This window comes from Aquabacter sp. DMC10 (assembly GCF_056314145.1).
In genome coordinates this window covers 191,434-215,928 of record NZ_JBQUYX010000007.1, presented here as the reverse complement: position 1 = coordinate 215,928, position 24,495 = coordinate 191,434, and the positions used below count along the sequence as shown (strand labels likewise).

The following is a 24,495-nucleotide window of genomic DNA, read 5'->3' as shown; positions in this document are numbered from 1 at the left end:
CGATCCGGGACACCTTGCCCCTCCCGCCCCCCCTGCCGGAGCGACCGGATGTGGCAGCAGCCCCGCCCCCCTGGGAACGAAGCCGAACGCCTCCGGGTGCTCGCCGCCTGCAACATCATGGACACGCCGCCCGATGAGCGGTTCGACCGGCTGACGCGCCTGGCCACCACGGTCTATGGGGTGGATGTGGCGTTCCTGTCCTTCGTGGACGAGGCGTTCCAGTGGATGAAGGCCATGTCGGGGCCGGGGCTTGCCCCCGTGGTGGCGCGGCCGCTCACCGTCTGCAATCTCATCATCGAGAGCGGTCGGCCGCTGGTGGTGGGGGACCTGCGCACCGATCCCCGGCTGGATGGCCATCCGCTGGCATCGCGTCTGGCGCTGCGCTTCTATGCCGGCGTGCCCCTGGTGCTGCCGCCGGATCTGACGGTGGGCACCTTGTGCGTGATGGACCGGACGCCGGGTGATGCGGAGGCGTTCGATCTGACCCCGCTGTTGGATCTGGGCGCCATCGCCATGGATGCCCTGGAGGTCTGGCGGGCGAACACCGACCTGCGCCGTCGGGCCGACACCAATGCCCTTACCGGCCTGCCCAACCGGCGGGCCTTCGACGAGGAGCTGGAGCGCGCCGGGCGGCGGGCGCGGCGCACAGGGGCGCCCCTGTCGCTTTTGCTGGTGGACCTCGACCAGTTCAAGGCGGTCAATGACCTGTCCGGCCATCCGGCGGGCGATGCCGTCTTGCGCCGCATGGGCGAGCGCCTCAAGGGCATGGTGCGCCGAAGCGACGATCTGGCCGCCCGCTATGGCGGGGAGGAATTTGCCATCCTCCTGCCGGGCACCGACGACACCGGCGCGGCAAGTCTTGCCGAAGCGGTCCGCGCCGACATCGCGGCGGCCCACATGCCCCATCCCCTCACCGGCCGCGTGACGGCCAGCATCGGCGCAGCCACCCACCACGGCCCGGCCACGGACATCGGCCAGCTGGTGGAACAGGCCGACCGCGCCCTCTATCGGGCCAAGGCCCTCGGCCGCGACCGGGTGGTGCGGTTCGAGGCGGGGGACGCGGCGGTCCCCCCGGCGGGCCTTGCCGGCCCGCCGACCTGACGGACACAAGAAAAAAGCCGCGACGCCCGGAGCGTCGCGGCCTTCCGGTTCCCCCGCAGGAACCAGGCTCGGGAGGGCGCGAGGTCCGCTTCGGCGGGGCCGGACGGATCGCGCTCAAGCCCCCGGCGCCCTGCACGGCGCCGGGGCCGGCGGGTCTCAGTCGATGGCTTCCACGAACTCCTCGGCCACCTTGATGTCGTGGCCGAGCGGCACGCGGCCGGACAAGGCAGCGGCCAGGCGCGCCTCATCCAGTTCGCCTTCCCAGCGGGCCACAACGATGGTGGCCACCGTATTGCCGATGAAATTGGTGATGGCGCGGCACTCCGACATGAAACGGTCGATGCCGAGGATGAGCGCCATGCCGCCGATCGGAACGGAGGGGACCACGGAGAGGGTCGCCGCCAGGGTGATGAAGCCGGCGCCGGTGATGCCCGCCGCGCCCTTGGAGGAGAGCATGGCCACCAGGAGCAGCAGGATCTGGTCCCACAGGCTGAGATGAATGCCGGTGGCCTGGGCGATGAAGAGGGCCGCCAGCGTCATATAGATGTTGGTGCCGTCCAGGTTGAAGGAATAGCCGGTGGGCACCACCAGGCCCACCACCGAGCGGTGGCAGCCGGCCAGTTCCATCTTCTCCATCAGGCTCGGCAGGGCGGCTTCCGAGGACGAGGTGCCGAGCACCAGGAGCAGCTCTTCCTTGATGTATTTCAAGAGCTTCCAGAGCGAGAAGCCGTTGTAGCGGGCGACCGCGCCGAGCACCACGAACACGAACAGGAAGGAGGTGATGTAGAAGGTCGCCAGCAGCATGGCCAGGCTCACGATGGAGCCGAGGCCGTAGCGGCCGATGGTGAAGGCCATGGCACCGAAGGCACCCACCGGGGCCGCGCGCATCAGGATGGCCACCAGGCGGAACATGCCCTGGGCGGTGGAATGCAGCACGGTCATCAGCGGCTCGGCCTTGTCGCCGATGCCGGCGAGCGCGATGCCGAACAGGACCGCGAAGAACAGCACCTGGAGAATGTCACCCGAGGCCATGGCGCTGAACGGCGTCGAGGGGATGACGTTCATCAGGAAGCCGACGATGGTAGAATCGTGGGCCTTGGCCACATAGTCGGCGGTCGCCTTGGGGTCCAGCGTCGCGGGATTGATGTTCATGCCCGCGCCGGGCTGCACCACATTGCCGACCACGAGGCCGATGATGAGCGCCAGGGTGGAAAAGGTGAGGAAGTAGATCATGGCCTTGCCGGCCACGCGCCCGACCTTGCCGAGGTCCCGCATGCCCGCGATGCCGCTGACCACGGTGAGGAAGATGACGGGGGCGATGACCATCTTCACCAGCTTGATGAAGGCATCGCCCAGGGGACGCAGTTCCACCGCGAACTTGGGGTAGAAGTGGCCCAGCAGGATGCCGAGAATGATGGCCACGAGCACCTGGAAATACAGGTGATGATGCAGCTTGCGACGCGCGGCCGGGGCCGGCGCCGGAACGGCGAGCGCCATGGGCGTTTCTCCTTTGGGCCTTCGGCACCTCTTCAAACAGGGCGCCTTCGGAACCTTGGTGGATCAGGAGAGGGCGAACCCTCGCCCCGACCATGGCAAGCCCCGTGCCAGCTTGCGCCGGCAGACAGCCAAGACCACTGGATTGAATCGAAACGCCTTTCTGCCCCGCTCTTGCCGCTGATTTGACGCAATGTGCGAACTTTCGCACAATATCGTCCAAAGTCGCGTGCGGAATTCCGCACAAAAGGGAGCCTTCTCCTGTCCTCATCCGTCGATACCGCGCCGCCCGGCGCGCCGGCGCCCCGCCGCCGCCGGGCCTCCTGGCTGGTGCTGGGCACGCTGGCGCTCGGCGCGCTGGTGGTGCTGGATGCGGTGGCCGCCCATGTGGCGGAGCGCTGGGCCCTGTCCCAATTGCGCGGCACCGCCGAGGCGGCTGTGGCGCTGCGGGTGGCCATGCTGCGCTCGGAGATCGAGAAGCAGCGCTCCCTGCCGCTGGTGCTGGCCGATGATCCCGGCGTGCGCGAGGCCCTGGCGGCGCCGCAGGATGGCCGGTTGCTGGCCCTCGACGAGCGGCTGGAGCGCATCGCCCAGGAGAGCCGGGCGGGCGCCATCTATGTGATCGATGCCGACGGCCTCACCCGCGCCGCCAGCAATTTCCGCACCGCAGAGAGCTTCGTCGGCTCCAACTACGCCTTCCGCCCCTATTTCACCGGCGCCATGACCGACGGCCAGGCGGAGCATTTCGCCTTCGGCACGGTCAGCCACCGGCCGGGCCTCTACCTGTCCCGGCGCATCGAGGGCGATACGGGGCCGCTGGGCGTGGTGGTGGTGAAGGCGGAATTCGGCGCCACGGAGGAGGCCTGGCACAGCTTGCCGGAGCCCGCCTTTGTCACCGACGAGCGCGGCATCGTGCTGGTGGCGAGCGAGCCGGACTGGCGCTTCCACGCCACCGTGCCGCTGGATGCCGCCCAGCGGGAAGAGATCCGTGCCTCGCTTCAGTTCGGCGACGCGCCCCTCGCCATGCTGCCCATCCACCCGGCCCGCGATCTGCCGGGCGCGGCAGCCGTGGCCGCGCCCCGTGCCCTGGCGGGCCAGACCTTCGTCGCCTCCGATGCCCCGCTGCGCACATCGGGCTGGACCCTCCATGCACTCGCTCCCACCGCCCCCTCGGTGCCCCTGGCCACCACGGCGGCGCGCTCGCTGGCCTTGCTGCTGGGGGTGGCCGGCTTCGGCGTCGCCGGCATCTGGACCGCCCGACGCCGGAGCCTCGGCCGGGAGCGCGACCGCGCGGCGGCGGCCCGGCGGGAATTGGAGGCCCGCGTCGCCGAGCGCACCCAGGCGCTCAGCGAGACCAACACCCGCCTCACCGCCGAAATGGAGGAGCGCCGGCGCACCCAGGCTGCCCTCGGCCATCTCCAGGACGAGCTGGTGCAGGCCAACAAATTGGCGGTGCTCGGCCAGATCGCGGCGTCCGTCGCCCATGAGGTGAACCAGCCGGTGGCGGCCATCCGCACCTATGCGGAAAATGCCCGCCTGTTCCTGGAGCGGGGGGATGGCGCCTCCACCCGCTCGAACCTCGCCATCATCGAGGACCTCACGGAGCGGGTGGGCGCCATCACCGGTGAATTGCGCGCCTTCGCCCGCAAGGCCCCCGCCGACATGGCCCCGGTGTCGCTGCGCGCGGTGCTGGAGGGCGCCCGCCTCCTGGTGCGCCATCGCCTCGCCGAGCAGAAGGTGGCGCTGGAAATCCACATTCCCATCAAGGATGTGGTGGTGCGCGCCGCCCGCATCCGGCTGGAACAGGTGTTCGTGAACCTGTTGCAGAATGCCGTCGAGGCCCTGGACGGGCGGGCCAACGGGCGCATCCGCATCACCGCCAAGGTGGAAGGCCCCATGGCCGTGGTCACCGTCTCCGACAATGGGCCGGGCCTGCCGCCTGCCGTGCGCGAGGGCCTGTTCATGCCCTTCGTCACCACCAAGCCGGAAGGCCTCGGCCTCGGGCTCGTCATCGCCCGCGACATTGTCGCCGAATGCGGTGGCACCTTCACCGCCGGCGAGGGGCCGGGCGCCGTCTTCATCCTCACTCTGGCGAGGGCCTGACCATGGCGCATCCCGCCGATCCCCGCCCTGATGTGGCCTTCATCGACGATGACGACACGCTGCGCGCCGCCAACATCCAGTCGCTGATGCTGGCAGGCCTTGCCGCCTTGCCCTTCGCCAGCGCGGAAGCCGCGCTGGAGGCCATCGATGCCGGCTTTCCCGGCGTGGTGGTGACCGACGTGCGCATGCCCGGCATGGACGGGCTGGAACTGTTCCGGCGCCTGAAGCGGCGGGATGCGGACCTGCCCGTCATCCTCATCACCGGCCATGGCGACATCGCCATGGCGGTGGAGGCCATGCGGGAGGGGGCCTATGACTTCCTCGCCAAGCCCTATTCCGGCGAGCGGCTCTTGGGCTCCATCCGCCATGCGCTGGAAAAGCGCCGGCTGGTGCTGGAAAATCGCGAATTGCGCCGCGCCGCCCAGCTCGCCGCCCAGCATGCGGCTGAACTGGCCGAGGAGGAATTGCCGCTGCTCGGCGCCGATCCGGCCATGGAGCGGCTGCGCCAGACCATCCGGCAGCTGGCCGATGCGGACGTGGACGTGCTGGTGGAAGGCGAGACGGGGTCGGGCAAGGAGGTGGTGGCCAATCTCCTCCATCGCCTCGGCCACAGGGCGGCGCGGCCCTTCGTGGCGGTCAATTGCGGCGCGCTGCCCGAAACCATGATTGAGAGCGAACTGTTCGGCCACGAGGCCGGCGCCTTCACCGGCGCGCTCAAGAAGCGGGTGGGGCGGATTGTCTTCGCCCATGGCGGCACGCTGTTCCTGGACGAGATCGAGGCCATGTCCCCCGCCCTCCAGGTGAAGATGCTGCGCGTGCTGGAAGCGCGCGAGGTGATCCCGCTCGGCGCCAATGAAGGCCGGCGGGTGGACATCCGCGTGGTCGCCGCCGCCAAGATCAACCTGTTGGACCTGGTGAAGGCCGGGCGGTTCCGGGAGGATCTCTATTACCGCCTGCATGTGGCGACCGTACGCATTCCCCCCTTGCGGGAGCGCCGCTCGGACGTGCCGCTGCTGTTCTCCCATTTCCTCGCCGCCGCCGCCAAGCGCTTCCGCCGTCCGCCGCCCGTCCTGGGGCGGGCCGTGCTCGACCGGCTGGAGACCCACGACTGGCCGGGCAATGTGCGCGAGCTCCTCCATTATGTGGAGCGCGTCGCCCTCGGCCTCGTGGACGCGCCCGTCCCGGCCGAGCCCGCAACCGGCGCTGTTCCCTTGCCGCAGCGGGTGGAGGCCTATGAGGCCGAGCAGATCCGCGCCGCGCTCGCCGCCCACCAGGGCGACGTGCAGGCCACCGTCAAGGCCCTCGGCATCCCCCGCAAGACCTTCTACGACAAGCTCCACCGCCACGGCATCGACCAGAACGCCTTTCGCGGCGGGCGGGACTAGGGACGCTCTTTCTCGCTTGTCTTGAGATACCGGCCGAGAAAGGCCGGCACGCGGGCGAGCGCGTCCGTGCGGGCGGCGGGGTCGGTGGCGACGATGGGCACGCCCCCGTCCTTGGTGCGGAATTCCGGGCGTTCGCGATAGGCTAGGCCCGGCCAGTCGAAATCATGATAGGCGCCGGGATAGATGTGCAGCGTCACCGGGCTGCCCGCTTGCGCCGCCTGCGTGAGCAGGGCTTCGCAGGGCGCAAGGGGCGTCCAGACGTCCTTCTCCCCGGTCAAGACCAGAAGCGGAATGCGGCTCGACCAGCCGCCGGGCTGGCGTTCGGGACGGCAGGAGGCGGGGTAGAAGGCGATGGCCGCCTGGAAGTCCCGCGCCGGGGCAAGGCCGGCGGGACGGGCGGGGCTGTCGGCGCGCAGCGTGTTCAGCACCGCTCCCCCGCCCAGCGACCAGCCCATGAGGGCGATGCGGCCGGGGTCCACGAACGCTTGCGCCTGCAGATAGGCGAGCGCGCCATAAAGGTCCTGCGGACGGGCGCGATAGACCTCGCCGCGGAAAGTGGCGGGGGCGCACATGGATTTCACGCCGCGCGTCGTGAAGCTGTCCACCATCAGCACGGTATATCCCAAGCCGGTGAGGCGCTGCGCCCAGTCGGTCTCGCGGGCATTGATGCCGGCCTTGCCGATGAGGCCGCCGCAGCCATGGGCGAAGATGACCGCCGGGCCGGACCCGTTCGCTGTCTTCGCGCGGAAGAGATAGCCGTCGAGGGTGGTGCCATCGCGGGAGGGAAAGTTCACTTTCTCCTGCGCCGAAGCCCCCTGTGCCCAAACGCCGGCGGCCATCAGCAAGAGCGCGGCGAGCCCGGCCAGAGCGCGGCGGACGTGGGCGAGGCGGACGTGGGCGCGGCGGATAAAGGCGTGTGGCACGGGGCGCTCCCCATTTTCCCTTTGCGTCGAGCCTAGGCCGCCCCCGCCCGTCGGACAATGTCGCGCAAGGGCAGAGCGTCCCGGATCGGGACAGAAGCGCCGCGCGGGCGGGAACGGGACCGGACCAAACCGGGCGCGAATCAGGGAGCGCGCCGTTTTCCCGATCCGTTCCGCCGGCCCGGCATCAGGCGGGGAACAGTCCCCTCACCCCTCCCCCACCGGCGGCCGATGCAGCGCCACCGTCTCGCCCTCTGTCCCCGGCACGGCGGGATAGAGCGCGCGCACGCGGGGATCGTGGCCGGGAATGACGCGGTCCTTGGCGCCCGCCAGCGCATGGGCCTTGGCCCAGCCGGCGGCCATCTCGCCCAGGTTGAAGACAATGGGAAAGGTCAGGCCCCGCTCCATATTGGCGTAGAAATGGCTGGCATCGCTCGCCAGCACCACCGGGCCGCGGGCGGTCAGAACGCGCACCATTTGCAGGCCGTCCGTGTGCCCGCCCACATGGTGCACGCTCACCCCCGGCGCCACCTCGCCCTCCCCCGCATGGAAGCGCACCCGGTCCTGGTAGAGGGCACGCACCATCTTCACCACGTCCTCCACGTCATAGGCGTGGCGGATGGCGTGGACGCACATGTGGCGGCCGGTGGCGAACCCCATCTCGCGCTCCTGGAGATGGAAGGTGGCGGCGGGGAAAAGGTCGAGATTGCCCGCATGGTCGTAATGGAGGTGGGTGATGATGACATCGCCCACCCCAGCCGGATCGCAGGCGAGGTCGGCGAGCGCGTCCTCCACCTGCCGCAGGATGCGCCGGCCCCGCTCGGGCGCGCCGACCGCGCGAAAGCCGGTGTCCACCAGGATGGTCCGCCCGCCTGAGCGCAGCAGCCAGACATAGAAATCCAGCGGCATGGGCAGATCGTGCGGATCGGTGGAGCCGATCATGTTCATGCCCGCCGTGCGCGCCTGCACGCCATAGCGCAGCGCATAGACCTCCCACTCCATCCCCATTCTCCCGTTTCGGCCCGCTTGCGTGCGGGATTGGCCTGTGTATAGTTCGTCTCACAAAAAAGAACACATATTCTGTTAGACAGAACACAGGGAGAGACGCGTGTCCCAGGAACCCGGCGCTTCGGCCCCCACGCAGGGGGTGGCGCTCGATGCCGTCACGGCGCGCCTCGCGCGCCTGCCCGCCTTGCTGGAGGCCAATGCGCCCCTCATGGAGCGCGGGCGTTTCCTCACCGTGGATTGCCTTCTCGGCACGCCCGCCCGCCCCTTCCACACCCGCATCGTGGAAGGCCGCATCACCGCCATGGAGGCCGGCCCGCGCCTGATGGCGAGCTGGCGCTTTGCCTATCGGGCGACCCCCGAGGCCTTCCTGGAATTCTGGAAGCCGCTGCCCCGCGCCGGCTGGCACGATCTGCTGGCGCTGACCAAAAGCGGCGCGGCGAGCCTGGAGGGGGACCTGCACCCCTTCATCGCCAACCTGCAATATTTCAAGGACCTGCTGGCCCTGCCCCGCAGCGCGGCCTCCCTCTCGGAGGCGCACCCATGAGCCCGCGCCTGGAGCCCATGGTGGGCCGCTATCTCCACTGCGAGATTGATGGCCGCCCCCACCGCATCTATTTCGAGGAAGCTGGCAGCGGCATTCCCCTGGTCTGCCTGCACACCGCCGGCTCGGACGCCCGCCAGTGGCGGCACCTGTTGTGTGATGAAGACATCACCCGCCATTTCCGCGTCCTGGCCTTCGACCTGCCCTTCCACGGCAAGTCCAACCCGCCGGAAAACTGGGACGGCAGCGAATATCGCCTGACCACCGCCGCCTATACGGCCGCCATCCGCGCCTTCTGCGGCGCGCTGGAGCTGGACAAGCCGGTGGTGATGGGCTGCTCCATCGGCGGGCGCATCGTGCTGAACCTCGCCATCGACCATGCGGCTGAGTTTTCAGCCCTCATCGGCCTGGAGGCGGCGGACTTCCAGCAGCCCTGGTATGACACCACCTGGCTCAACCGGCCCGACGTGCATGGCGGGGAAGCCTGCGCGGCGCTGGTCTCCGGCCTCATGTCGCCGGACGTGCCCCCCGCCCGGCGCCGCGAGACGCTGTGGCACTACAAGCAGAGCGGACCGGGCGTCTTCAAAGGCGACCTTTATTTCTACCGCGTGGACGGCGACCTCAGGGGCCGCACCGCCGCCATCGACACGGCGGTCTGCCCACTGTTCCTGCTCACGGGGGAATATGACTATTCCTGCTCGCCGCAGGACACGGTGCGCACTGCCGCCTCCATTCCCGGCGCCAAGGTCACGGTCATGGACCGGCTCGGCCATTTCCCCATGAGCGAAAACCCCGAGCAGTTCCGGGCCTATATCGCCCCCGTCCTCGAAGAGGTGCGGGCGCTTCATCACAAGAAATAAACGGGAGGACTTCCATGAACACCGCAACCCGGCTCGCCGCCGCGCTCTCGGGCGCGCTGGCCCTCGCCGCGCCCAGCCTTGCCAGCGCCGCCGATGATGTGATCCGCATCGGCATCCTGAACGACCAGTCCGGCGTCTTCGCCGACAATGGCGGCCAGGGCTCGGTCGCCGCGGCCCGCCTCGCGGCTGAGGACTTCGGCAATAGCGTCAATGGCATGCGCATTGAGATCGTCAATGCCGACCATCAGAACAAGGCCGACATCGCCTCCGCCACCGCCCGCAAATGGTTCGACAATGAAGGCGTCGACCTGATCGCGGACGGCGCCGCCTCCTCCGCCGGCTTCGCCATCCTGGAAGCCGCCAAGGAGCGCAAGAAGATCTTCATCGTCAACGGCCCGGCCTCCTCCGACTTCACCGGCAAGGCCTGCACGCCCTATTCCTTCCACTTCACCTACGACACCTATGCGCTGGCCAAGATCACCAGCCAGGCGATCACCCAGGCCGGCGGCAAGAGCTGGTACTTCATCACGGCCGACTATGCCTTCGGCCATGCGCTCCAGCGCGACGCGACGAAGTTCATCGAGGCGGCCGGCGGCAAGGTGCTGGGCCAGGCGGCCCATCCGCTCGGCACCAACGACTTCTCCTCCTTCCTGCTCCAGGCCCAGTCCTCCAAGGCCAATGTGGTGGGCCTCGCCACCTCCGGCCGCGACGTGCAGACCGCCATCAAGCAGGCGGGCGAATTCGGCATCGTGGAAGGCGGCCAGAAGCTCGCCGGCCTGCTGGTGTTCATCACCGACGTGAAGGCGCTGGGCGTGAAGGCGGCGCAGGGCCTGCAGGTCACCACCTCCTTCTATTGGGACCTGAATGACGACACCCGCGCCTGGACCAAGCGCTTCATGGCGCAGACCGGCGGCAAGGTGCCGAGCATGATCCATGCGGGCGTCTATTCCGGCGTGAAGCATTACCTGGAGGCCGTGAAGGCGCTCGGCACCAAGGATGGCGAGAAGGTCGCCGCCAAGATGCACGAGATGCCGGTCAACGACATGTACAACAAGGATGTCGTGATCCGCCCCGACGGCCGTGTTCTGCACGACATGTACCTGATGCAGGTGAAGACCCCGGCCGAGTCCAAGTACGAGAACGACTTCTACAAGACCGTCCAGCGCTTCCCCGGCTCGGAGTCCTTCCGGCCGCTGAGCGAGAGCGAGTGCCCGCTCGTCAAGCGCTGATCCCTTCCAGCCGGCCCGCCCCCGAACGCGGGCCGGCATTAACTTCTGGAAAAGAGACGGATTCACCCCCCGCCTGGGATCGCAGGACGATCCCAGGCGGGGGGATCCGGCTCTAGCGAGGACCTCATGACCGCCCTGCCCTTCTTCGTCGCAGGCCAGCCCGTCCAGGGGACGGGGCCGGCCTTCGCCTCCATCAATCCCGCCACCGGCGCGGTGAATTACGAGGTGTCCGCCGCCTCTGCCGCCGACGTGGATGCCGCCGTGAAAGCCGCCCAGGCGGCGGTGCATTCGGCGAAATGGCGCAACCTGCGCCCCCATGAGCGCGCCCGCATCATCGCCCGCATCGCCGACGGCATGGCGGCCAATGCCGACGAGCTGGCCGCCATCCAGATGCGCGAGAACGGCAAGGTCATGGCCGAATGCCGGACCCAGGTGGCGAGCGCCATCGCCACCTTCCGCTATTTCGCCGCCGTCTGCGAGACGCTGGGCGGCGACCTGACGCCGCCGCGCGGCGATTACCTGTCCATGTCGGTCTATGAGCCCATGGGGGTGGTGGCCGCCATCACACCCTGGAACTCGCCCCTCACCATGGAGGCGCAGAAGGTGGCCCCGGCGCTGGCCGCCGGCAACGCCGTCATCGTCAAGCCGTCGGAGGTCACGCCCACCGCCGCCCTCCTGGTGGCGCGCATCGCCGCCGAGGCGGGCCTGCCCGCCGGCATCCTCAATGTGGTCACCGGCCTTGGCGGGGAAGCCGGCGTGTCCCTGGTGCGCCATCCCGGCGTGCGCATGGTCTCCTTCACCGGCGGCACCGAGACGGGCCGCGCCATCGGCCGCATCTGCGCCGACCGGCTCATTCCCGCCGCGCTGGAACTGGGCGGCAAGTCGCCCAACATCGTGTTCGCCGATGCCGATCTCGACGCGGCGGTGGCCGGCGTCATGGGCGGCATTTTCGAGGGCTCCGGCCAGTCCTGCGTCGCCGGCTCGCGCCTGTTCGTGCAGCGCTCCATCTTCGACGACTTCGCCGAACGCCTGAAGGCCGCCACCGACGCGCTGAAGGTGGGCCTGCCCACGGAGGCCGGCGTGAAGATGGGCCCGCTCGCCTCCTTCCCGCACCGCGACCGGGTGGAGCGCATGGTGGAGACCGCCCGCAAGGAAGGCGGCGAGATCATCTCCGGTGGCGCCCGCCCCGATGATGCCGCGCTCGCCGCCGGCGCCTTCTACCGGCCGACCCTCATCTGCGGCCTGACCAACCGCTCCAGCGCCGCCCAGCAGGAAATCTTCGGCCCGGTGCTCGTCCTGCTGCCCTTCGACGACGAGGCGGATGTGGTGGCCCAGGCGAATGACAGCGTCTACGGCCTCGCCTGCGGCATCTGGACGGCGGATTATCGCCGCGCCTACCGCGTCGCCCGCGCCATCGAGGCGGGCACGGTGTGGATCAACACCTACAAGCAATTGTCCATCGCCACCCCCTTCGGCGGTTTCAAGGAAAGCGGCATCGGCCGCGAGAAGGGCATTTCCGGCGTGCGCCTCTACCAGCAGGCCAAGGGCATCTATTGGGACATGGGGCCGCTGGTGGGCGGCGACGAGAAGGGCTTCCATCAATGACGGGTTCTGTGGGTTTCATCGGGCTCGGCGTCATGGGCGAGCCCATGTGCCGGAATCTGGCCCAGAAGAGCGGGCGCCCGGTCCTCGGCTTCGACCGGGCCGATGCCCCCCTGGAGCGGCTCGCGGCCTTCGGGGTGTCGCGGGCGGAGAGCCTCTCCGCGCTGGCCGCCTCCTGCGACGTCATCCTCATGGCACTGCCGAGCGGCGCCCATGTGGAGGCGGTGACGCTGGGCGAAAATGGCCTTCTGGCCGGCGCGCGGCCGGGCCAGGTGATCGTCGATCTCGGCACCTCGCCGGTGGAGCTGACGCGCGACATCGCCGCCCGCTTCGCGGCAAAGGGCGCCATCTATGCGGACGCCCCCATCGCCCGCACCCGGCAAGCGGCGGAGGAAGGCACGCTCTCCATCATGGTGGGCGCGGACGAGGCGACGTTCGCCGCTATCCGCCCGCTGCTCGCCACCTTCGCCAGCGACATCACCCATTGCGGACCGGTGGGCGCCGGGCAGATCGTCAAGATCTTGAACAATATGGTGCTGGTGGAAACGGTGGTCGCCCTCTCGGAGGCCATCGCCACCGCCAAGCGCGCCGGGGTGGACGGCAAGCTCCTGTTCGAGACCCTCATGAAGGGCTCGGCCGACAGCTTCGCCCTGCGCAATCACGGCATGAAGGCGGTGGTGCCCGACACCTTCCCCGAGCGCGCCTTCTCCACCTCCTATGCCCGCAAGGACATTTCCTATGCCCTGTCGCTGGCCGGCTCCGTGGGCCTGAAGCTGGAGGGGGCGGAGCTGGCCGACCGGCTGCTCGCCCGCACCCAGGAAGCGGGCTTTGCCGATCTCTATTGGCCGGTGGTCAGCCGCATCATCGCCGCCAGCGAAAGCTGACGGCGCCCGCGCCGGCCGCCGGTCTGCCCTGACCCGGCGGGCGGCGCGGCACAGTCCGGGACGCTCCCGCCGCTTTCCTCCCGGCGCGCGTTCCACTTCTAGAGGGCGATCCCGCACCTGGGCGCTTCAAAGGCGCCCTTGAGCGGTGAATCGCCCTCTTTTTTGGTGTAAGCCCCGGCGCACGGGAATGGCGGAATGGCGGCACAGACCGCTGCGAGGGAGATGGGCGTGGCCGAGAAGCAGACCTTCACGTCGCCCGACGGGGGCGTCGCCGCGGTGGAGCGGGCGTTTGCCATCGTCGCGGCGCTGGAGCAGGGGGACGGGCCGGCGAGCCTTGCGGACCTCTCCCGCATGACCGGCCTCTATAAGAGCACGATCCTGCGCCTGCTGGCCTCGCTGGAGCACAATGGCTACGCCACGCGCCTGCGCGACGGGCGCTATGATCTCGGCCCCGCCGCCTTTCGCCTCGGCCTTGCCCATGAGCGCAAGAATGCCCTGCGCGGCCAGGTGCTTCCGGTGCTCCAGGATCTGGTGGACAAGGGCACGGAGAGCGCCTCCTTCCATATGCGCCAGGATGGCGAGCGCCGGCTCTGCCTGCTGCGGGTGGATTCCCGCCATGCCACCCTGGACCGGGTGACGGCGGGCGAGACCTATCCCTTGAAAGTGGGCGCCGCCGGCCGGGTGATCCTCGCCTTCGAGGGCAGCCCCGGGGACGGCTTCGACGCCCTGCGCGCGGAAGGGTGGGCCTTGTCCCTCGGCGAGCGCGACCCCGCCTGCGCCGGCCTTGCGGCGCCGGTGTTCGGGCCGGCGGGGCTGATCGGGGCGCTGTCCCTGTCGGGCGCGCGCGACCGCTTCGGACCGGAGGAAATCGCCGCCATGCGCGCCCTGCTCATGCCCGCCGCCGCCGACCTGACCCGGCGCCTGGGCGGCGCCTGGCCGCGCTTTGCCTGAGCCATAAAAAAGGGGCCGGGTGTCGCCACCTGGCCCCGTCTCAGTCCGCGCCGGTCACGCTCACTTCAGCGTGGCGCCCGAGGCCTTGGCGGCGGCGCCCCATTTCTGGGTTTCGTCGGCCATGAAGGCGGCGAAGGCTTCCGGTGTGGAATTGATGACGTCGCCGCCCAATTGCTCGATGCGCTTGGTCATGTCCGGCTCGGCGACGATGCGCGAGACCTCCTTATAGATGGTCTGCACCAGCTCCGGCTTGATGGAGGCGGGGGCCAGCAGGCCGAACCAGGTGGCGGCCTCGAAGCCCTTCAGGCCGGATTCATCGAAGGTGGGCACGTCCGGCAGCGCCGGCAGCCGGCGGGCATTGGCCACCGCGATCGCCCGCACCTTGCCGCTCTCGATGAGCGGGATCACCGCCGTGGCGGTGGCCAGCATCATCTGCACCTGCCCGCCCATGAGATCGGTCAGGGCCGGGGAATCGCCCTTATAGGGCACATGGGTGATGCCGCTCTTGGTGGCGATCTTGAACAATTCGCCGGACAGATGCTGCGCCGTGCCCATGCCGGGCGAGGCGAAATTCACCTTGTCGCCTTCCTTGGCGAGCCAGGCGGTGAATTCGGTCAAGGTCTTGGCCGGCACCTGCGGGTTCACCACCAGCACCAGCGGCACCTTGGTGACGAGGGTAATGGGCGCAAAATCCTTCAGCGGATCATAGCTGAGGCCGGGATAGAGATGGCCCGAAATGGTGTGGGCCGAGGTGGTCATATAGAGCGTGTAGCCATCGCCCGCCGCCTGGGCCACGGCGCGCGCGGCAATGGTGGTGCCGGCGCCGGCCCGGTTGTCCACCACCACCGCCTGCTTCCAGGCCGTGGTGAGCTTTTCGGCGATGGCGCGGGCCACCACGTCGGTGGCGCCGCCCGCCGCATAGGGCACCACCATGGTGACGGGCCGGCTGGGATAGGTCTGCGCGGCCGCGGGCGCGGCAAGCGCGAGGCAGCCGGCCAGGGCGGCCAGCGTGGTCTTCAGGGTCATGGGTCCTCCCAACCTTTTTGCTTGCAGGGGATGTGGCCGGACCAAGCGGCCCTCCGCCGCTTGCCGCCCGTCCACCGCCTCGCTTCGGGGAGGCGCAGGACGGAGTTTGTTCTGTTAGACAGAATATTTATTCTAATTTTATAATAGCCCCTGCCCCACCCCCGTCAAGGCATCTTGACGAGATGGTGTGTGAGGGGCCACATACGCATACTTTTGTATGCAAAAGGATGCAGGGGAGGAGATGCCCATGGCGGCGAGCTCGGCTTTGGGGCGGCAATGGGACGTGCTGGTGGTGGGCGGGGGCAATGCGGCCCTGTGCGCGGCCATTGCGGCGCGCCGGCAGGGGGCCTCGGTTCTGGTGCTGGAGGCGGCCTCCCGCTTCTATCGCGGCGGCAACACCCGCCACACCCGCAACATGCGCTGCGCCCATGACAGCGCCACCGACACGCTCACCGGCCCCTATAGCGAGGAGGAGTTCTTCGACGACCTCCTGCGCGTCACCCAGGGCCACACGGACGAGGACCTGGCGCGCTTCATGATCGCCAAGTCCAAGGACATGCTCACCTGGATCACCGAGCAAGGGGTGCGCTTCCAGCCCTCCCTCGGCGGCACGCTCTCGCTGGGGCGCACCAATTCCTTCTTTCTCGGCGGCGGCCGGGCCATGCTGAACGCCCTCTATCTCACCGCCGAGCGGCTGGGCGTGGAAGTGGCCTATGACAGCGAGGTGGTCGGCCTGACCCTGGAGGGCGGTACCTTCCGCTCCGCCCGCGTGCGCCATGCCGGCGGCACCACCGACGTCACCGCCCGCGCCTTGGTGGCGGCGGCGGGCGGCTTCGAGGCCAATATCGAATGGCTGAAGGAATATTGGGGTCCGCCAGCGGAAAACTTCCTCATTCGCGGCACGCCCAATAATCGCGGCACCATGCTGCGCATGCTGCTCGACCAGGGCGTGAAGGAAGTGGGCGATCCCACCCAGTGCCACGCGGTCGCCATCGACGCCCGCGCGCCCAAGTTCGACGGCGGCATCATCACGCGCCTGGACTGCGTGGTGTTCGGCATCGTCGTGAACAACAAGGCCGAGCGCTTCTATGACGAGGGCGAGGATTTCTGGCCCAAGCGCTATGCCATCTGGGGCCGCCTCGTCGCCCAGCAACCGGACCAGATCGCCTATATCGTCTTCGACGCGAAGTCGCTGACCTCCTTCATGCCCTCCCTCTATCCCCCCATCAGCGCCCCGACGCTGGAGGAACTGGCGGGCAAGCTGAACCTCGATCCGGCCAAGTTCGCCGCCACCGTGAAGGGCTTCAACGGCGCCATCGTGCCCGGCGGCAGCTTCGACCACACGGTGCTGGACGATTGCCGCACGGAGGGCCTCACCCCGCCCAAAACCCATTGGGCGCGGCCCGTCGACCAGGCGCCCTTCTATGCCTATCCGGTGCGGCCGGGCATCACCTTCACCTATCTGGGCGTGCGGGTGGACCAGGAAGCCCGCATGCAGATGGCCGATGGCAGCAAGGCCAAGAACATGTTCGCCGCCGGCGAGATCATGGCCGGCAACGTGCTGGGCCGGGGCTATGCGGCCGGCATAGGCATGACCATAGGCTCCGTCTTCGGCCGCTGCGCCGGCACCGCCGCCGCCTCCGCGGCCCGCGCCTGACCCTTAATGCCCGTTTCCGAGGAATGACCTGACATGACCGCGCACAGCAACGCGCTCCAGGAGGCCGAGCGCCTCATGACGGTCTGCAATTCCTGCCGCTATTGCGAGGGATTGTGCGCCGTCTTCCCGGCCATGGAAATGCGCCGCTCCTTTGCCGCCGGCGACCTGAATTATCTGGCCAATCTCTGCCATTCGTGCGGCGCCTGCTATTATGACTGCCAGTTCTCCCCGCCCCACGAATTCAACGTCAATGTGCCCCGCACGCTGGCTGAGGTGCGCAACGACACCTATGCCGCCTATGCCTGGCCGCGCCCGCTGGCGGGCCTGTTCCGGCGCAACGGGCTCTCGGTGGCGCTGATCGCGGCGCTCTCCGTGGCGGGCTTCCTGTTCGGCTTCATGGCGCTGAATGACCCGGCCGTCATGTTCGGCACCCAGGTGGGCCAGGGCGCCTTCTTCCGCCTCATGCCCCATGGCGCCATGGTGGGCCTGTTCGGCGCCGCCTTTCTTTATGCGATCCTCGCTCTGTTCATGGGCCTGCGCGCCTTCTGGCGGGACATGGAGGCGCGCAATCCCCTGCCCACCGACGCCCCCTCTTTGTGGCAGGCCATGAAGGATGCCGGGCGGCTGCGCTATCTGGATGGCGGCGGGGTCGGCTGCATGAATGCGGACGAGAAGCCCACCGACAATCGTCGCATCTTCCACCACCTCACCTTCTACGGCTTCGCGCTCTGCTTTGCCGCCACCTCGGTGGCCACCCTCTATGCCTATCTGCTCAACCGCCACTCGCCCTATCCCTGGTGGGACCTGCCGGTGGTGCTGGGCACGCTCGGCGGCATCGGCCTGGTGATTGGCCCGGCCGGCCTGTTCCTGGCCAAGAAGGCCCGCGACCCCATGATGATGGACGAGACCCGCAAGGGCATGGACGCGGCTTTCCTCGCCATGCTCTTCCTCACGGCACTGACCGGTCTCCTCCTGCTGGTGGCCCGCGCCACCCCGGCCATGGGCACGCTGCTGGCCATTCACCTGGGCTTTGTGTTCGGCTTCTTCCTGACCATGCCCTACGGCAAGTTCGTCCACGGCCTCTACCGCTACGCCGCCCTGGTGCGCTACGCCAAGGAGCGGCACAAGGAACTGGCGGGGCATTGAGGGGGACTGTCATCCCCCTGTCACACTCCCAAGGTTAGTGCGCCCCTCATCATAAGCTGCGCCCAGGCAGCGAAGGGGCGTGCCCCGGCTGAGGGCGATCCTGGCACGGAGCCATGGGGAGCCACATGCCGTTCATCACCTCCTTCCATCCCGACGAGTTCGTCAGCACCCTGTTCAGCCTGGCTGTCGCCTTCGCCATGGGCACGCTGATCGGGGCCGAGCGGCAGTATCGCCAGCGCATGGCGGGGCTGCGCACCAATGTGCTGGTGGCCATCGGCGCCTGCCAGTTCGTGGACATGTCCATGCAGTTGGACGGCGCACCGGGGGCGGTGCGCGTGATCGCCTATGTGGTCTCGGGCATCGGCTTCCTGGGCGCCGGCGTCATTATGAAGGACGGCGCCAATGTGAGCGGCCTCAACACCGCCGCCACCTTGTGGTGCTCGGCGGCGGTGGGCGCCTGCGCGGGGGCGGACCTGGTCGCCCAGGCGGTGGCGCTCACCTTGTTCGTGCTCGCCGGCAACACGCTGCTGCGTCCCCTGGTGCGCTGGCTGGAACGCCGTCCGCAGTCCGGCCAGACGGAGGCCTGCTACGAGGTGATCGTGCTCGGCCCCTCGGCGCAGGCGGTGGATCTGCAGGCCAACCTGGCCATGATGCTGGAGGAGGCGTCCTTTCCGGTGGCGGACATCGATGTGGTGGAGCGGCCCAACGACATGGTGGAACTGACCGCCCAGCTGGTCTCCTCCACCGCCGAACGGGCCGAACTGGATGCCCTCATGACGCGCCTGCGCACCCTGGACGCGGTGTCCTCCGCCCATTGGTTCCGCAGCGCCGGCGGCGAGTGAGGCCTCCCCGCCCGCCGGCGGAGGCGCCTACCCCTTTTGCGGGCTGGCCGGCGCCGGCCGCGCCGGCAGGGCAAAGATTTCCGCCAGCGCCACCAGCGGCGGCACCAGGAAGCACCACACCCCCACCGCCAGATAGGTCAGCGCCGCCGCCGCGCAGCCGGCGCAGAAACTGGCGAAGAACTGTCCCTGCCGCTTCAGACGCGCCCGCACGGGGGCAAGGTCGCCGCCGGGGGGCGGGCTCCACAGGTGGGTCACGTCGAGCAGCACCTGCGTCATGGTGCCCGTCATCACCGTGGAGGGCGGGGCATCGGTGAGGTGGGTGCGATGAAGGGCGTTCTGGAGCGCCATGGCCGCCACCAGCGTCATGCCCATCATCACCGCCGCAGGATCATCGGGATTGGCCAGCACCCCCACCTGGATCGCCACCAGCGCGGCATGGGCGAGCAGGATCAGCTTGAGACCCATGAGGATGCGGAAATCGTCATAGCCCCGCGCCAGGCTGCGATGGCTGATGATGCGGGCGAGCACCACCACCAGGCAGAACACCGGCACGGCGATGATTTTGGACAGGCCGGGCATGTGGCCGTCGGCGATGGCGGCGGCGAAGGTAACGATGTTGCCGGTCACATGGGCGGTGAACAGACCGTGCAGGGTGACAAACCCCGCCGCATCCACGAAGCCCGCATTGAAGCACAGTAAGCTCGGCAGAACATGTTTCACGCGCATCTCCAACGGGGTTCCGGCCTCCCGTTGCATAGCGCAGGCGCGGCGCAGACGCCCGCCCAAGTTTCGCGGCGGGACCGCACGCCGGTGCCCCGCCCTCAGGCGCGGGGCGTCAAGGTCACCAGAAGCCCTTGCCGACGTTGAAGCTGTAGGTGAGCGAGACGCCGGCCTCAAACTGGTTGGTGTTCTGGGTCAGCGGCGAGTCGGCGGCGGAACCCAGCAAGTTCAGGTAAGTGCCGTACATGCCGGCGGTGAAGCCGTTGCCCAGCTGCTTGGTCACCTGCGCCGTCACGCCCCACTGGTTGAAGCCGGCGGAGGGGGAATAGGGCCGGGTGGGATTGAGCAGCGCCGTGGTGGTGAAGGACTGGTAGGGCGTCACGCCGAAATAGGCGTCCATGTAGCCCGTGCCGGCATAATAGAGACGCGGGCCCACCGCGAAGCCCCAGCCGCCGGGGGCGTTATAGATGAAGTCGGCCTTCATGGAGCCCACCACGCCGGAATAGCCGCCGGCCGCATAAAGCAGCTCGCCGCGCAGGCGCAGCCATTCGGCCGGGAACCATTCCGCGAAACCGCCCATCTGCACGGTGGTGCTCACATCGCCCATGCCGCGGAGCCGGTCGGAATCATCCGCATTCCGGCCCCAGTCCAGGTTGCCGGCAACGCCGACCGCAAAGCGTCCAATGTCCAGGAGCGCGATGGACGGGCTGTCGTCGATGGAATGGAAATCGTAGAGCTCGCTCTCCTTGCTCATGCTGAAGAGAAAGCCGGGCACGATCCGGTAGCTGGAGCTGCCCGCATAATCGGGCTCCACAATGCCGGCAGCGCCGATGATGACGTACCAGTTCTCCTTCTGCGCCGGCTGGTCGAAGATGGTCTTCACATCCGCCGCCGCCGCGCCGGACGCCATGAGGCTGAGGGCCACCACGGAACCAAGCGCGCGGGAACCAAGGGGAGCGGTGAGCATGGGGGGAATCCTGAACAACGTGCCGCATTTTAGACACGGAGCGCCCGTGCGTGGTGGCATAATTACCACAGAGGCCACGTCATTGCAGAAGAAAACAGGGTTAAACAATCCTCACCACGGGATACCGCACGGCAGATGCCTGCGCAGGCAGCTCCTCTTCCCCGTCACAAAAGAATACGTAAGATAAAATCGAGTATAAGCTTGGCCTTGGCCATTTGAAAATCTGTTCACGCAGGTCATTCCATGCTACCGGCTTGAAAAATCTTTGGTTCGCGCGCGTCGGCACCGCTCTCAGCCCCTGACGGTGCCGCCCGGAGCGGGGGATGCGGTGTTCGAGCTTTTGCTTCTGCTGATCGGCGGCCCCACGCTCCGCCGCACATGGTGGGTCATCACCGCTATCGGCCTCATCTGGCTGGTGGTGGGGGTCCTCCTGCTGCTGGATGCGCTGTTCAACGAAGTGCGCATCCCCACCGACTATTTCGCCATCCCCCTGGTCATCATGGCCCTGGTGTCCTTCGGCGCCGGCATCATGAGCCCTTCGCGCATGCACCGAACCATGCGCTTCATCAAGGGCACGGTGTGCGTCGTCATCATCCTGCTGCTGGTGGATGCGCCCTGGCATTCCGATATTGTCATCGCCATCCTGGTGGGCACGCTGCTCATCGCCGACGCCATCTGGCGGGCGGGAAGCGCCTATGTGGTGCGTTTTCCCCGCTGGCACAGCGCGCTGGTGCTGGCAGGCCTGGAATTCCTGATGGGCCTGTGGTCCTACGTGCCCTGGCCCACCCATTGGCGCGGCGAAGTGGGTTCGGACGTGGCCCAGCTGATTATCGTGGCCGCCGTGGGGGTCACCGCCTTTTCGCTGCGGGTGCGCGGCCTGCCCAAAGGCGTGCTGCTGGCCGACATTCTCGCCCAGACCCGGGCCGACCGCGCCGGGCAGGTTCACCCGCATGTGGAGGTGGCGGAGGCGGCGGCCCCCCAGTCCTTCGACGACACATTGACCGTTCACGTGTGGACGCCCACCGGGGGCCTGGCGCCCCTCGCCCAAGGTGTTCAGCGCTATGTGGTGGCGCAGGATGCGACAGGGGCGGCGTCCACCGGCCATGCCGCGCTCGAACTGCCGCCGGACGTCTATATCAGCCATTATCCGGCGGTGGAGATCGAGCGCTCGCCCGAGCAGTTCGCCCGCGTGCTGCGCGCCACCCGGGAGAATGACGTGCCCGGCGAGTTCAAGCCCAGCTACCAGAAGGAGAGCGCCGAATGGTGTCCCTCCACCATGCAGGTGCGCCTTGCCGGCATCAATGGCGCGGCGGTGCGCCGCTTCTGGGCGGACTATCGCACCGACACCACCTATAATCTCACCTACCGCAACTGTTCGAGCGCCGTGGCCCGGGCCCTGGATGCGGCCATCGAGGGGCGGTTTGCCCATGAGGTCCGCTCGCCCCTGTTCGTCATCCGCCTGTTGAGCTTGCCGGAATTGTGGGTGGCCGGGCTGATGCGGCGGCGCGCCGCCTGGATGGCCTGGACGCCGGGCATGGTGCTCGACTATGCGCGGGCGGTCTCCGGCATCCTGCAAATGGGCGGAGGACGGCGCAGCTGGGGCACCTTGCGCGCCACCGCCCGCCTACGTCGCGCCGCGCCACCGACCCCGCCCACCGGCACCGCAACGCTGGACACGCATCAAAAAACAAGCAAAGGATAGATGACGCAGCGATTCCATGGCGCTTGCGTAGACAAATGCCGTTTATTTCAACGGGAAAACAAACAATGCGCCGGGATCATTCGAGGATAGGCCGCGTTTTTATCCTGATGACTGCGCTTGGCATTGGACATCTCGTTCTCGTTTCGGGCGCATATGCGCAACCGCAGCCGGATGTCTGCACGGGCAAGCGCTCCTGCTTCATGACGTTTGACGGCCCGGACCGCGGCTTCTGCGAGGCCTATGTGGAAGGCAAGTCCTGCTTCATGGCCTTCAACGATGCCAATGACCGGGGCTGGTGCCAGCATCTGCGCGAGGGCAAGTCCTGCTTCATGGCGCTGAACGGTCCGGCGCGCACCGATTGCGATGCCGGCCGCATCCCGCGCGCGCATCGCCACTGGCTCAATCTGTGCCGGGGCTGGTGAGCGCCCCGCTGGCGCTCCCCCCTCGCGCCCTTCGGGGCGATTGACGATCCAAGGACATGAGACGGCCCGCCGGCTTCGTCGGCGCGGTGATCCAGAGGGGGACGGGCAGATGTGCATCGCGTGTGACTGGGCACCCCATTTCGAGCGCTTCGGCCTTGCCGTGGCAAAGGCATCCGGCCCGAGCCGCCGCAGCGTGCTGCGCGCCGGCGCGGCCATGGGCGCAGCGGCCGCCGCCGGCTCCCTGTTCCGGGCGAGCGAAGTCCTGGCGCAGGAGGCGTCCGGCCCGGCCGACTTTGTCTTCCATAACGGCCCCATCCACACGGTCGCCGGCCCCGCCAACGTGGAAGCGGTGGCGGTGACCGGCAAGACCATCGTCCATGTGGGCGACAAGGCCGGCGCGCTGAAGCTGGCGGGGCCGAAGACGCAGGTGATCGACCTGAACGGCCGCCTGCTCCTGCCCGGCTTCGTGGAGGGACACACCCATCCTTTCCTGGGCGCCTTCCTGACCTCCGGCATCGATCTGCAATTGCCCACCAAGGCTGACGCCCTCAAGGCCATCGCCGCCTATGCCAAGGAACACCCCACCGGCCCCATCCGCGGCTTCGGCTGGCGGGTGGACATGTTCCCGCCCGAAGGCCCCACCCGCGCCGATCTCGACGCCATCCTGCCTGACCGCCCCGGCTTCTTCTTCGCCATTGACGGCCACAGCCTGTGGGCCAATTCCAAGGCGCTGGAACTGGCGGGTGTCAATCGCGACACGCCCGACCCGATCCCGCGCTTCAGCTATTTCGTGCGCGACCAGAAGGGCGACCCCACCGGCTATGTGCTGGAGGTGAACGCGGTCCTCAGCCTGGTCAATGCCGTGGACCCCATCACCGCCGCCACCATGGCCCGCCTGCTGGAAGACTGGCTGCCCCGGGCATCCGCCGCGGGCATCACCACCGTTTTCGACGCTGGCGTTCCCCCCGTGGGCAGCGACGAGGGCGCCATCATCGGGCTCTATGCGGATGCGGAGAAGCGCGGCGTGCTGCCCTTCCGCGTTGTCGCCTCCTGCACGGTGAAGGGGCCGCCCATCGACAATGCAGTGGCGGTGCTCAAGGACGTGAGCCGCCGCGTCGCCACCGAGCTGGTGCAGGTGAACGTGGTCAAGATCATCGGCGACGGCTCGCAGGGCGGCTATACCGCCTGGCTCAACGCGCCCTATGCGGACAAGCCGGACAGCACGGGCGGTTCGCCTTTCACCGTGGAGCAGTGGCACCAGCTCATCGGCACGGTGGACGCGGCCGGATACGACGTGCACGTCCATGCCTGCGGCGAGCGCACCGCGCAGGTGGCCCTCGATGGCTTCGAGAAGGCCATCGCCAACAACCCGCCCCGCGACCGCCGCCACGCCATCGCCCATCTCGTCTATGTGGAAGACGCGGACAATGCCCGTTTCGGCAAGCTCAACGTCACGGCGGAATTCTCCGCCAACTGGTCCTCGGCCGATCCCGACACGCTCCAGAACATGGTGCAGCGCCTGGGCGAGAAGCGCGCCAGCAACATGTACCGCACGAAATCGGTGCTGAAGCAGGGCGGACGCGTCTCCTTCGGCACCGACTGGCCGGCGGCGGGCTATTTCTCCACCTACAAGCCGCTGGATTCCATCCAGGTGGGCGTCACCCGCCAGCTGGTGGGCCAGCCCGATGCCCCGATCCTGGCCCCCGCCGATGAGCGGCTGACCGTGGAGGAGGCGATCCATGCCAACACCATGGGGGCCGCCTATCAGCTGCGCCTCGACGACAAGGTCGGCTCCATCGCCGTGGGCAAGCTGGCGGACCTCATCGTCCTCGACCGCGACATCCTGAAGGGCGACCCCCACGACATCCACAAGGCCAAGGTGGAACTGACCCTCATGAACGGAAAGATCCGCCACCAGGCCTGACGTTCCGGGGC

The 24,495-nt window shown here is 68.4% G+C and carries 21 protein-coding genes; 15 read left to right on the top strand and 6 right to left on the bottom strand.

The window, feature by feature from the left end; translation table 11 throughout:
* Positions 1 to 48 precede the first annotated feature (48 nt).
* On the top strand, positions 49 to 1,101 hold the full coding sequence (locus ACT54L_RS18925; RefSeq protein ID WP_476087182.1) for a GGDEF domain-containing protein: 1,053 nt from the start codon (positions 49 to 51) through the stop codon (positions 1,099 to 1,101).
* A 156-nt stretch (positions 1,102 to 1,257) separates the two neighbouring features.
* On the opposite strand, the gene ACT54L_RS18920 is transcribed toward ACT54L_RS18925, so the two are convergent.
* Entirely contained in the window at positions 1,258 to 2,598 is a 1,341-nt protein-coding gene (locus tag ACT54L_RS18920) for a dicarboxylate/amino acid:cation symporter (protein ID WP_476087181.1), read from the bottom strand.
* 327 nt (positions 2,599 to 2,925) lie between these two features.
* Here ACT54L_RS18920 and ACT54L_RS18915 point away from each other — a divergent pair, with 327 nt between their 5' ends.
* Together ACT54L_RS18915 and ACT54L_RS18910 are read left to right on the top strand one after the other, a co-directional pair.
* Positions 2,926 to 4,698, top strand: a complete 1,773-nt coding sequence (locus ACT54L_RS18915; protein WP_476087180.1) for a sensor histidine kinase — start codon at positions 2,926 to 2,928, stop codon at positions 4,696 to 4,698.
* Between the two features lie 2 nt (positions 4,699 to 4,700).
* Positions 4,701 to 6,083, top strand: a complete 1,383-nt coding sequence (locus ACT54L_RS18910; protein WP_476087179.1) for a sigma-54-dependent transcriptional regulator — start codon at positions 4,701 to 4,703, stop codon at positions 6,081 to 6,083.
* Here ACT54L_RS18910 and ACT54L_RS18905 read toward each other — a convergent pair.
* Positions 6,080 to 7,006, bottom strand: a complete 927-nt coding sequence (locus ACT54L_RS18905) for a dienelactone hydrolase family protein (RefSeq protein ID WP_476087177.1) — start codon at positions 7,004 to 7,006, stop codon at positions 6,080 to 6,082. The two genes, ACT54L_RS18910 and ACT54L_RS18905, sit on opposite strands and share 4 nt — an antisense overlap.
* A gap of 204 nt (positions 7,007 to 7,210) precedes the next feature.
* Positions 7,211 to 8,011: an N-acyl homoserine lactonase family protein gene (locus ACT54L_RS18900; protein ID WP_476087176.1), complete on the bottom strand. Its 801-nt coding sequence runs from the start codon at positions 8,009 to 8,011 to the stop codon at positions 7,211 to 7,213.
* A gap of 100 nt (positions 8,012 to 8,111) precedes the next feature.
* On the opposite strand from ACT54L_RS18900, the gene ACT54L_RS18895 reads away from it, so the two are divergent.
* The 6 genes from ACT54L_RS18895 to ACT54L_RS18870 all read left to right on the top strand — a co-directional run bounded on the left by ACT54L_RS18895 (position 8,112) and on the right by ACT54L_RS18870 (position 14,078).
* Positions 8,112 to 8,555 carry a hypothetical protein gene (locus tag ACT54L_RS18895; RefSeq protein WP_476087175.1) on the top strand — a complete coding sequence of 148 codons (444 nt, stop codon included), beginning with the start codon at positions 8,112 to 8,114 and terminating at the stop codon, positions 8,553 to 8,555.
* On the top strand, positions 8,552 to 9,412 hold the full coding sequence (locus tag ACT54L_RS18890; protein WP_476087174.1) for an alpha/beta fold hydrolase: 861 nt from the start codon (positions 8,552 to 8,554) through the stop codon (positions 9,410 to 9,412). The genes ACT54L_RS18895 and ACT54L_RS18890 overlap by 4 nt, the downstream gene beginning before the upstream one ends.
* A 14-nt stretch (positions 9,413 to 9,426) precedes the next feature.
* Complete coding sequence (locus ACT54L_RS18885; RefSeq protein WP_476087173.1) at positions 9,427 to 10,641, top strand: ABC transporter substrate-binding protein; 1,215 nt, start codon at positions 9,427 to 9,429, stop codon at positions 10,639 to 10,641.
* 126 nt (positions 10,642 to 10,767) lie between these two features.
* Positions 10,768 to 12,246 carry an aldehyde dehydrogenase gene (locus ACT54L_RS18880; RefSeq protein ID WP_476087172.1) on the top strand — a complete coding sequence of 493 codons (1,479 nt, stop codon included), beginning with the start codon at positions 10,768 to 10,770 and terminating at the stop codon, positions 12,244 to 12,246.
* Positions 12,243 to 13,127, top strand: a complete 885-nt coding sequence (locus ACT54L_RS18875; protein WP_476087171.1) for an NAD(P)-dependent oxidoreductase — start codon at positions 12,243 to 12,245, stop codon at positions 13,125 to 13,127. Before ACT54L_RS18880 ends, ACT54L_RS18875 begins: the two co-directional genes overlap by 4 nt.
* Before the next feature lie 195 nt (positions 13,128 to 13,322).
* Positions 13,323 to 14,078 carry an IclR family transcriptional regulator gene (locus tag ACT54L_RS18870; RefSeq protein WP_476087170.1) on the top strand — a complete coding sequence of 252 codons (756 nt, stop codon included), beginning with the start codon at positions 13,323 to 13,325 and terminating at the stop codon, positions 14,076 to 14,078.
* A 60-nt stretch (positions 14,079 to 14,138) separates the two neighbouring features.
* On the opposite strand, the gene ACT54L_RS18865 is transcribed toward ACT54L_RS18870, so the two are convergent.
* A complete protein-coding gene (locus ACT54L_RS18865; protein ID WP_476087169.1) occupies positions 14,139 to 15,104 on the bottom strand; it encodes a tripartite tricarboxylate transporter substrate binding protein in 966 nt (321 codons plus the stop codon).
* Positions 15,105 to 15,351: 247 nt separating this feature from the next.
* On the opposite strand from ACT54L_RS18865, the gene tcuA reads away from it, so the two are divergent.
* From tcuA to ACT54L_RS18850, 3 genes are all read left to right on the top strand, one after another.
* Positions 15,352 to 16,761: an FAD-dependent tricarballylate dehydrogenase TcuA gene (gene tcuA / locus ACT54L_RS18860; RefSeq protein ID WP_476087168.1), complete on the top strand. Its 1,410-nt coding sequence runs from the start codon at positions 15,352 to 15,354 to the stop codon at positions 16,759 to 16,761.
* A gap of 33 nt (positions 16,762 to 16,794) precedes the next feature.
* On the top strand, positions 16,795 to 17,907 hold the full coding sequence (tcuB, locus tag ACT54L_RS18855) for a tricarballylate utilization 4Fe-4S protein TcuB (protein WP_476087167.1): 1,113 nt from the start codon (positions 16,795 to 16,797) through the stop codon (positions 17,905 to 17,907).
* 125 nt (positions 17,908 to 18,032) lie between these two features.
* Positions 18,033 to 18,749 (top strand): MgtC/SapB family protein, encoded by a 717-nt coding sequence (locus ACT54L_RS18850; protein ID WP_476087166.1) that lies wholly within the window; start codon positions 18,033 to 18,035, stop codon positions 18,747 to 18,749.
* 27 nt (positions 18,750 to 18,776) lie between these two features.
* On the opposite strand, the gene ACT54L_RS18845 is transcribed toward ACT54L_RS18850, so the two are convergent.
* Together ACT54L_RS18845 and ACT54L_RS18840 are read right to left on the bottom strand one after the other, a co-directional pair.
* The gene (locus ACT54L_RS18845; protein ID WP_476087165.1) at positions 18,777 to 19,469 is read right to left on the bottom strand and encodes a YoaK family protein; all 693 of its coding nucleotides are present in this window, start codon (positions 19,467 to 19,469) and stop codon (positions 18,777 to 18,779) included.
* Positions 19,470 to 19,590: 121 nt separating this feature from the next.
* Entirely contained in the window at positions 19,591 to 20,436 is an 846-nt protein-coding gene (locus ACT54L_RS18840) for a MipA/OmpV family protein (protein ID WP_476087164.1), read from the bottom strand.
* A 328-nt stretch (positions 20,437 to 20,764) separates the two neighbouring features.
* On the opposite strand from ACT54L_RS18840, the gene ACT54L_RS18835 reads away from it, so the two are divergent.
* From ACT54L_RS18835 to ACT54L_RS18825, 3 genes are all read left to right on the top strand, one after another.
* A complete protein-coding gene (locus ACT54L_RS18835; RefSeq protein ID WP_476087163.1) occupies positions 20,765 to 22,138 on the top strand; it encodes a protease in 1,374 nt (457 codons plus the stop codon).
* A 200-nt stretch (positions 22,139 to 22,338) separates the two neighbouring features.
* Positions 22,339 to 22,560 (top strand): hypothetical protein, encoded by a 222-nt coding sequence (locus tag ACT54L_RS18830; RefSeq protein WP_476087162.1) that lies wholly within the window; start codon positions 22,339 to 22,341, stop codon positions 22,558 to 22,560.
* A 109-nt stretch (positions 22,561 to 22,669) separates the two neighbouring features.
* Entirely contained in the window at positions 22,670 to 24,484 is a 1,815-nt protein-coding gene (locus ACT54L_RS18825) for an amidohydrolase (RefSeq protein WP_476087161.1), read from the top strand.
* The last annotated feature ends 11 nt before the right edge of the window (positions 24,485 to 24,495 follow it).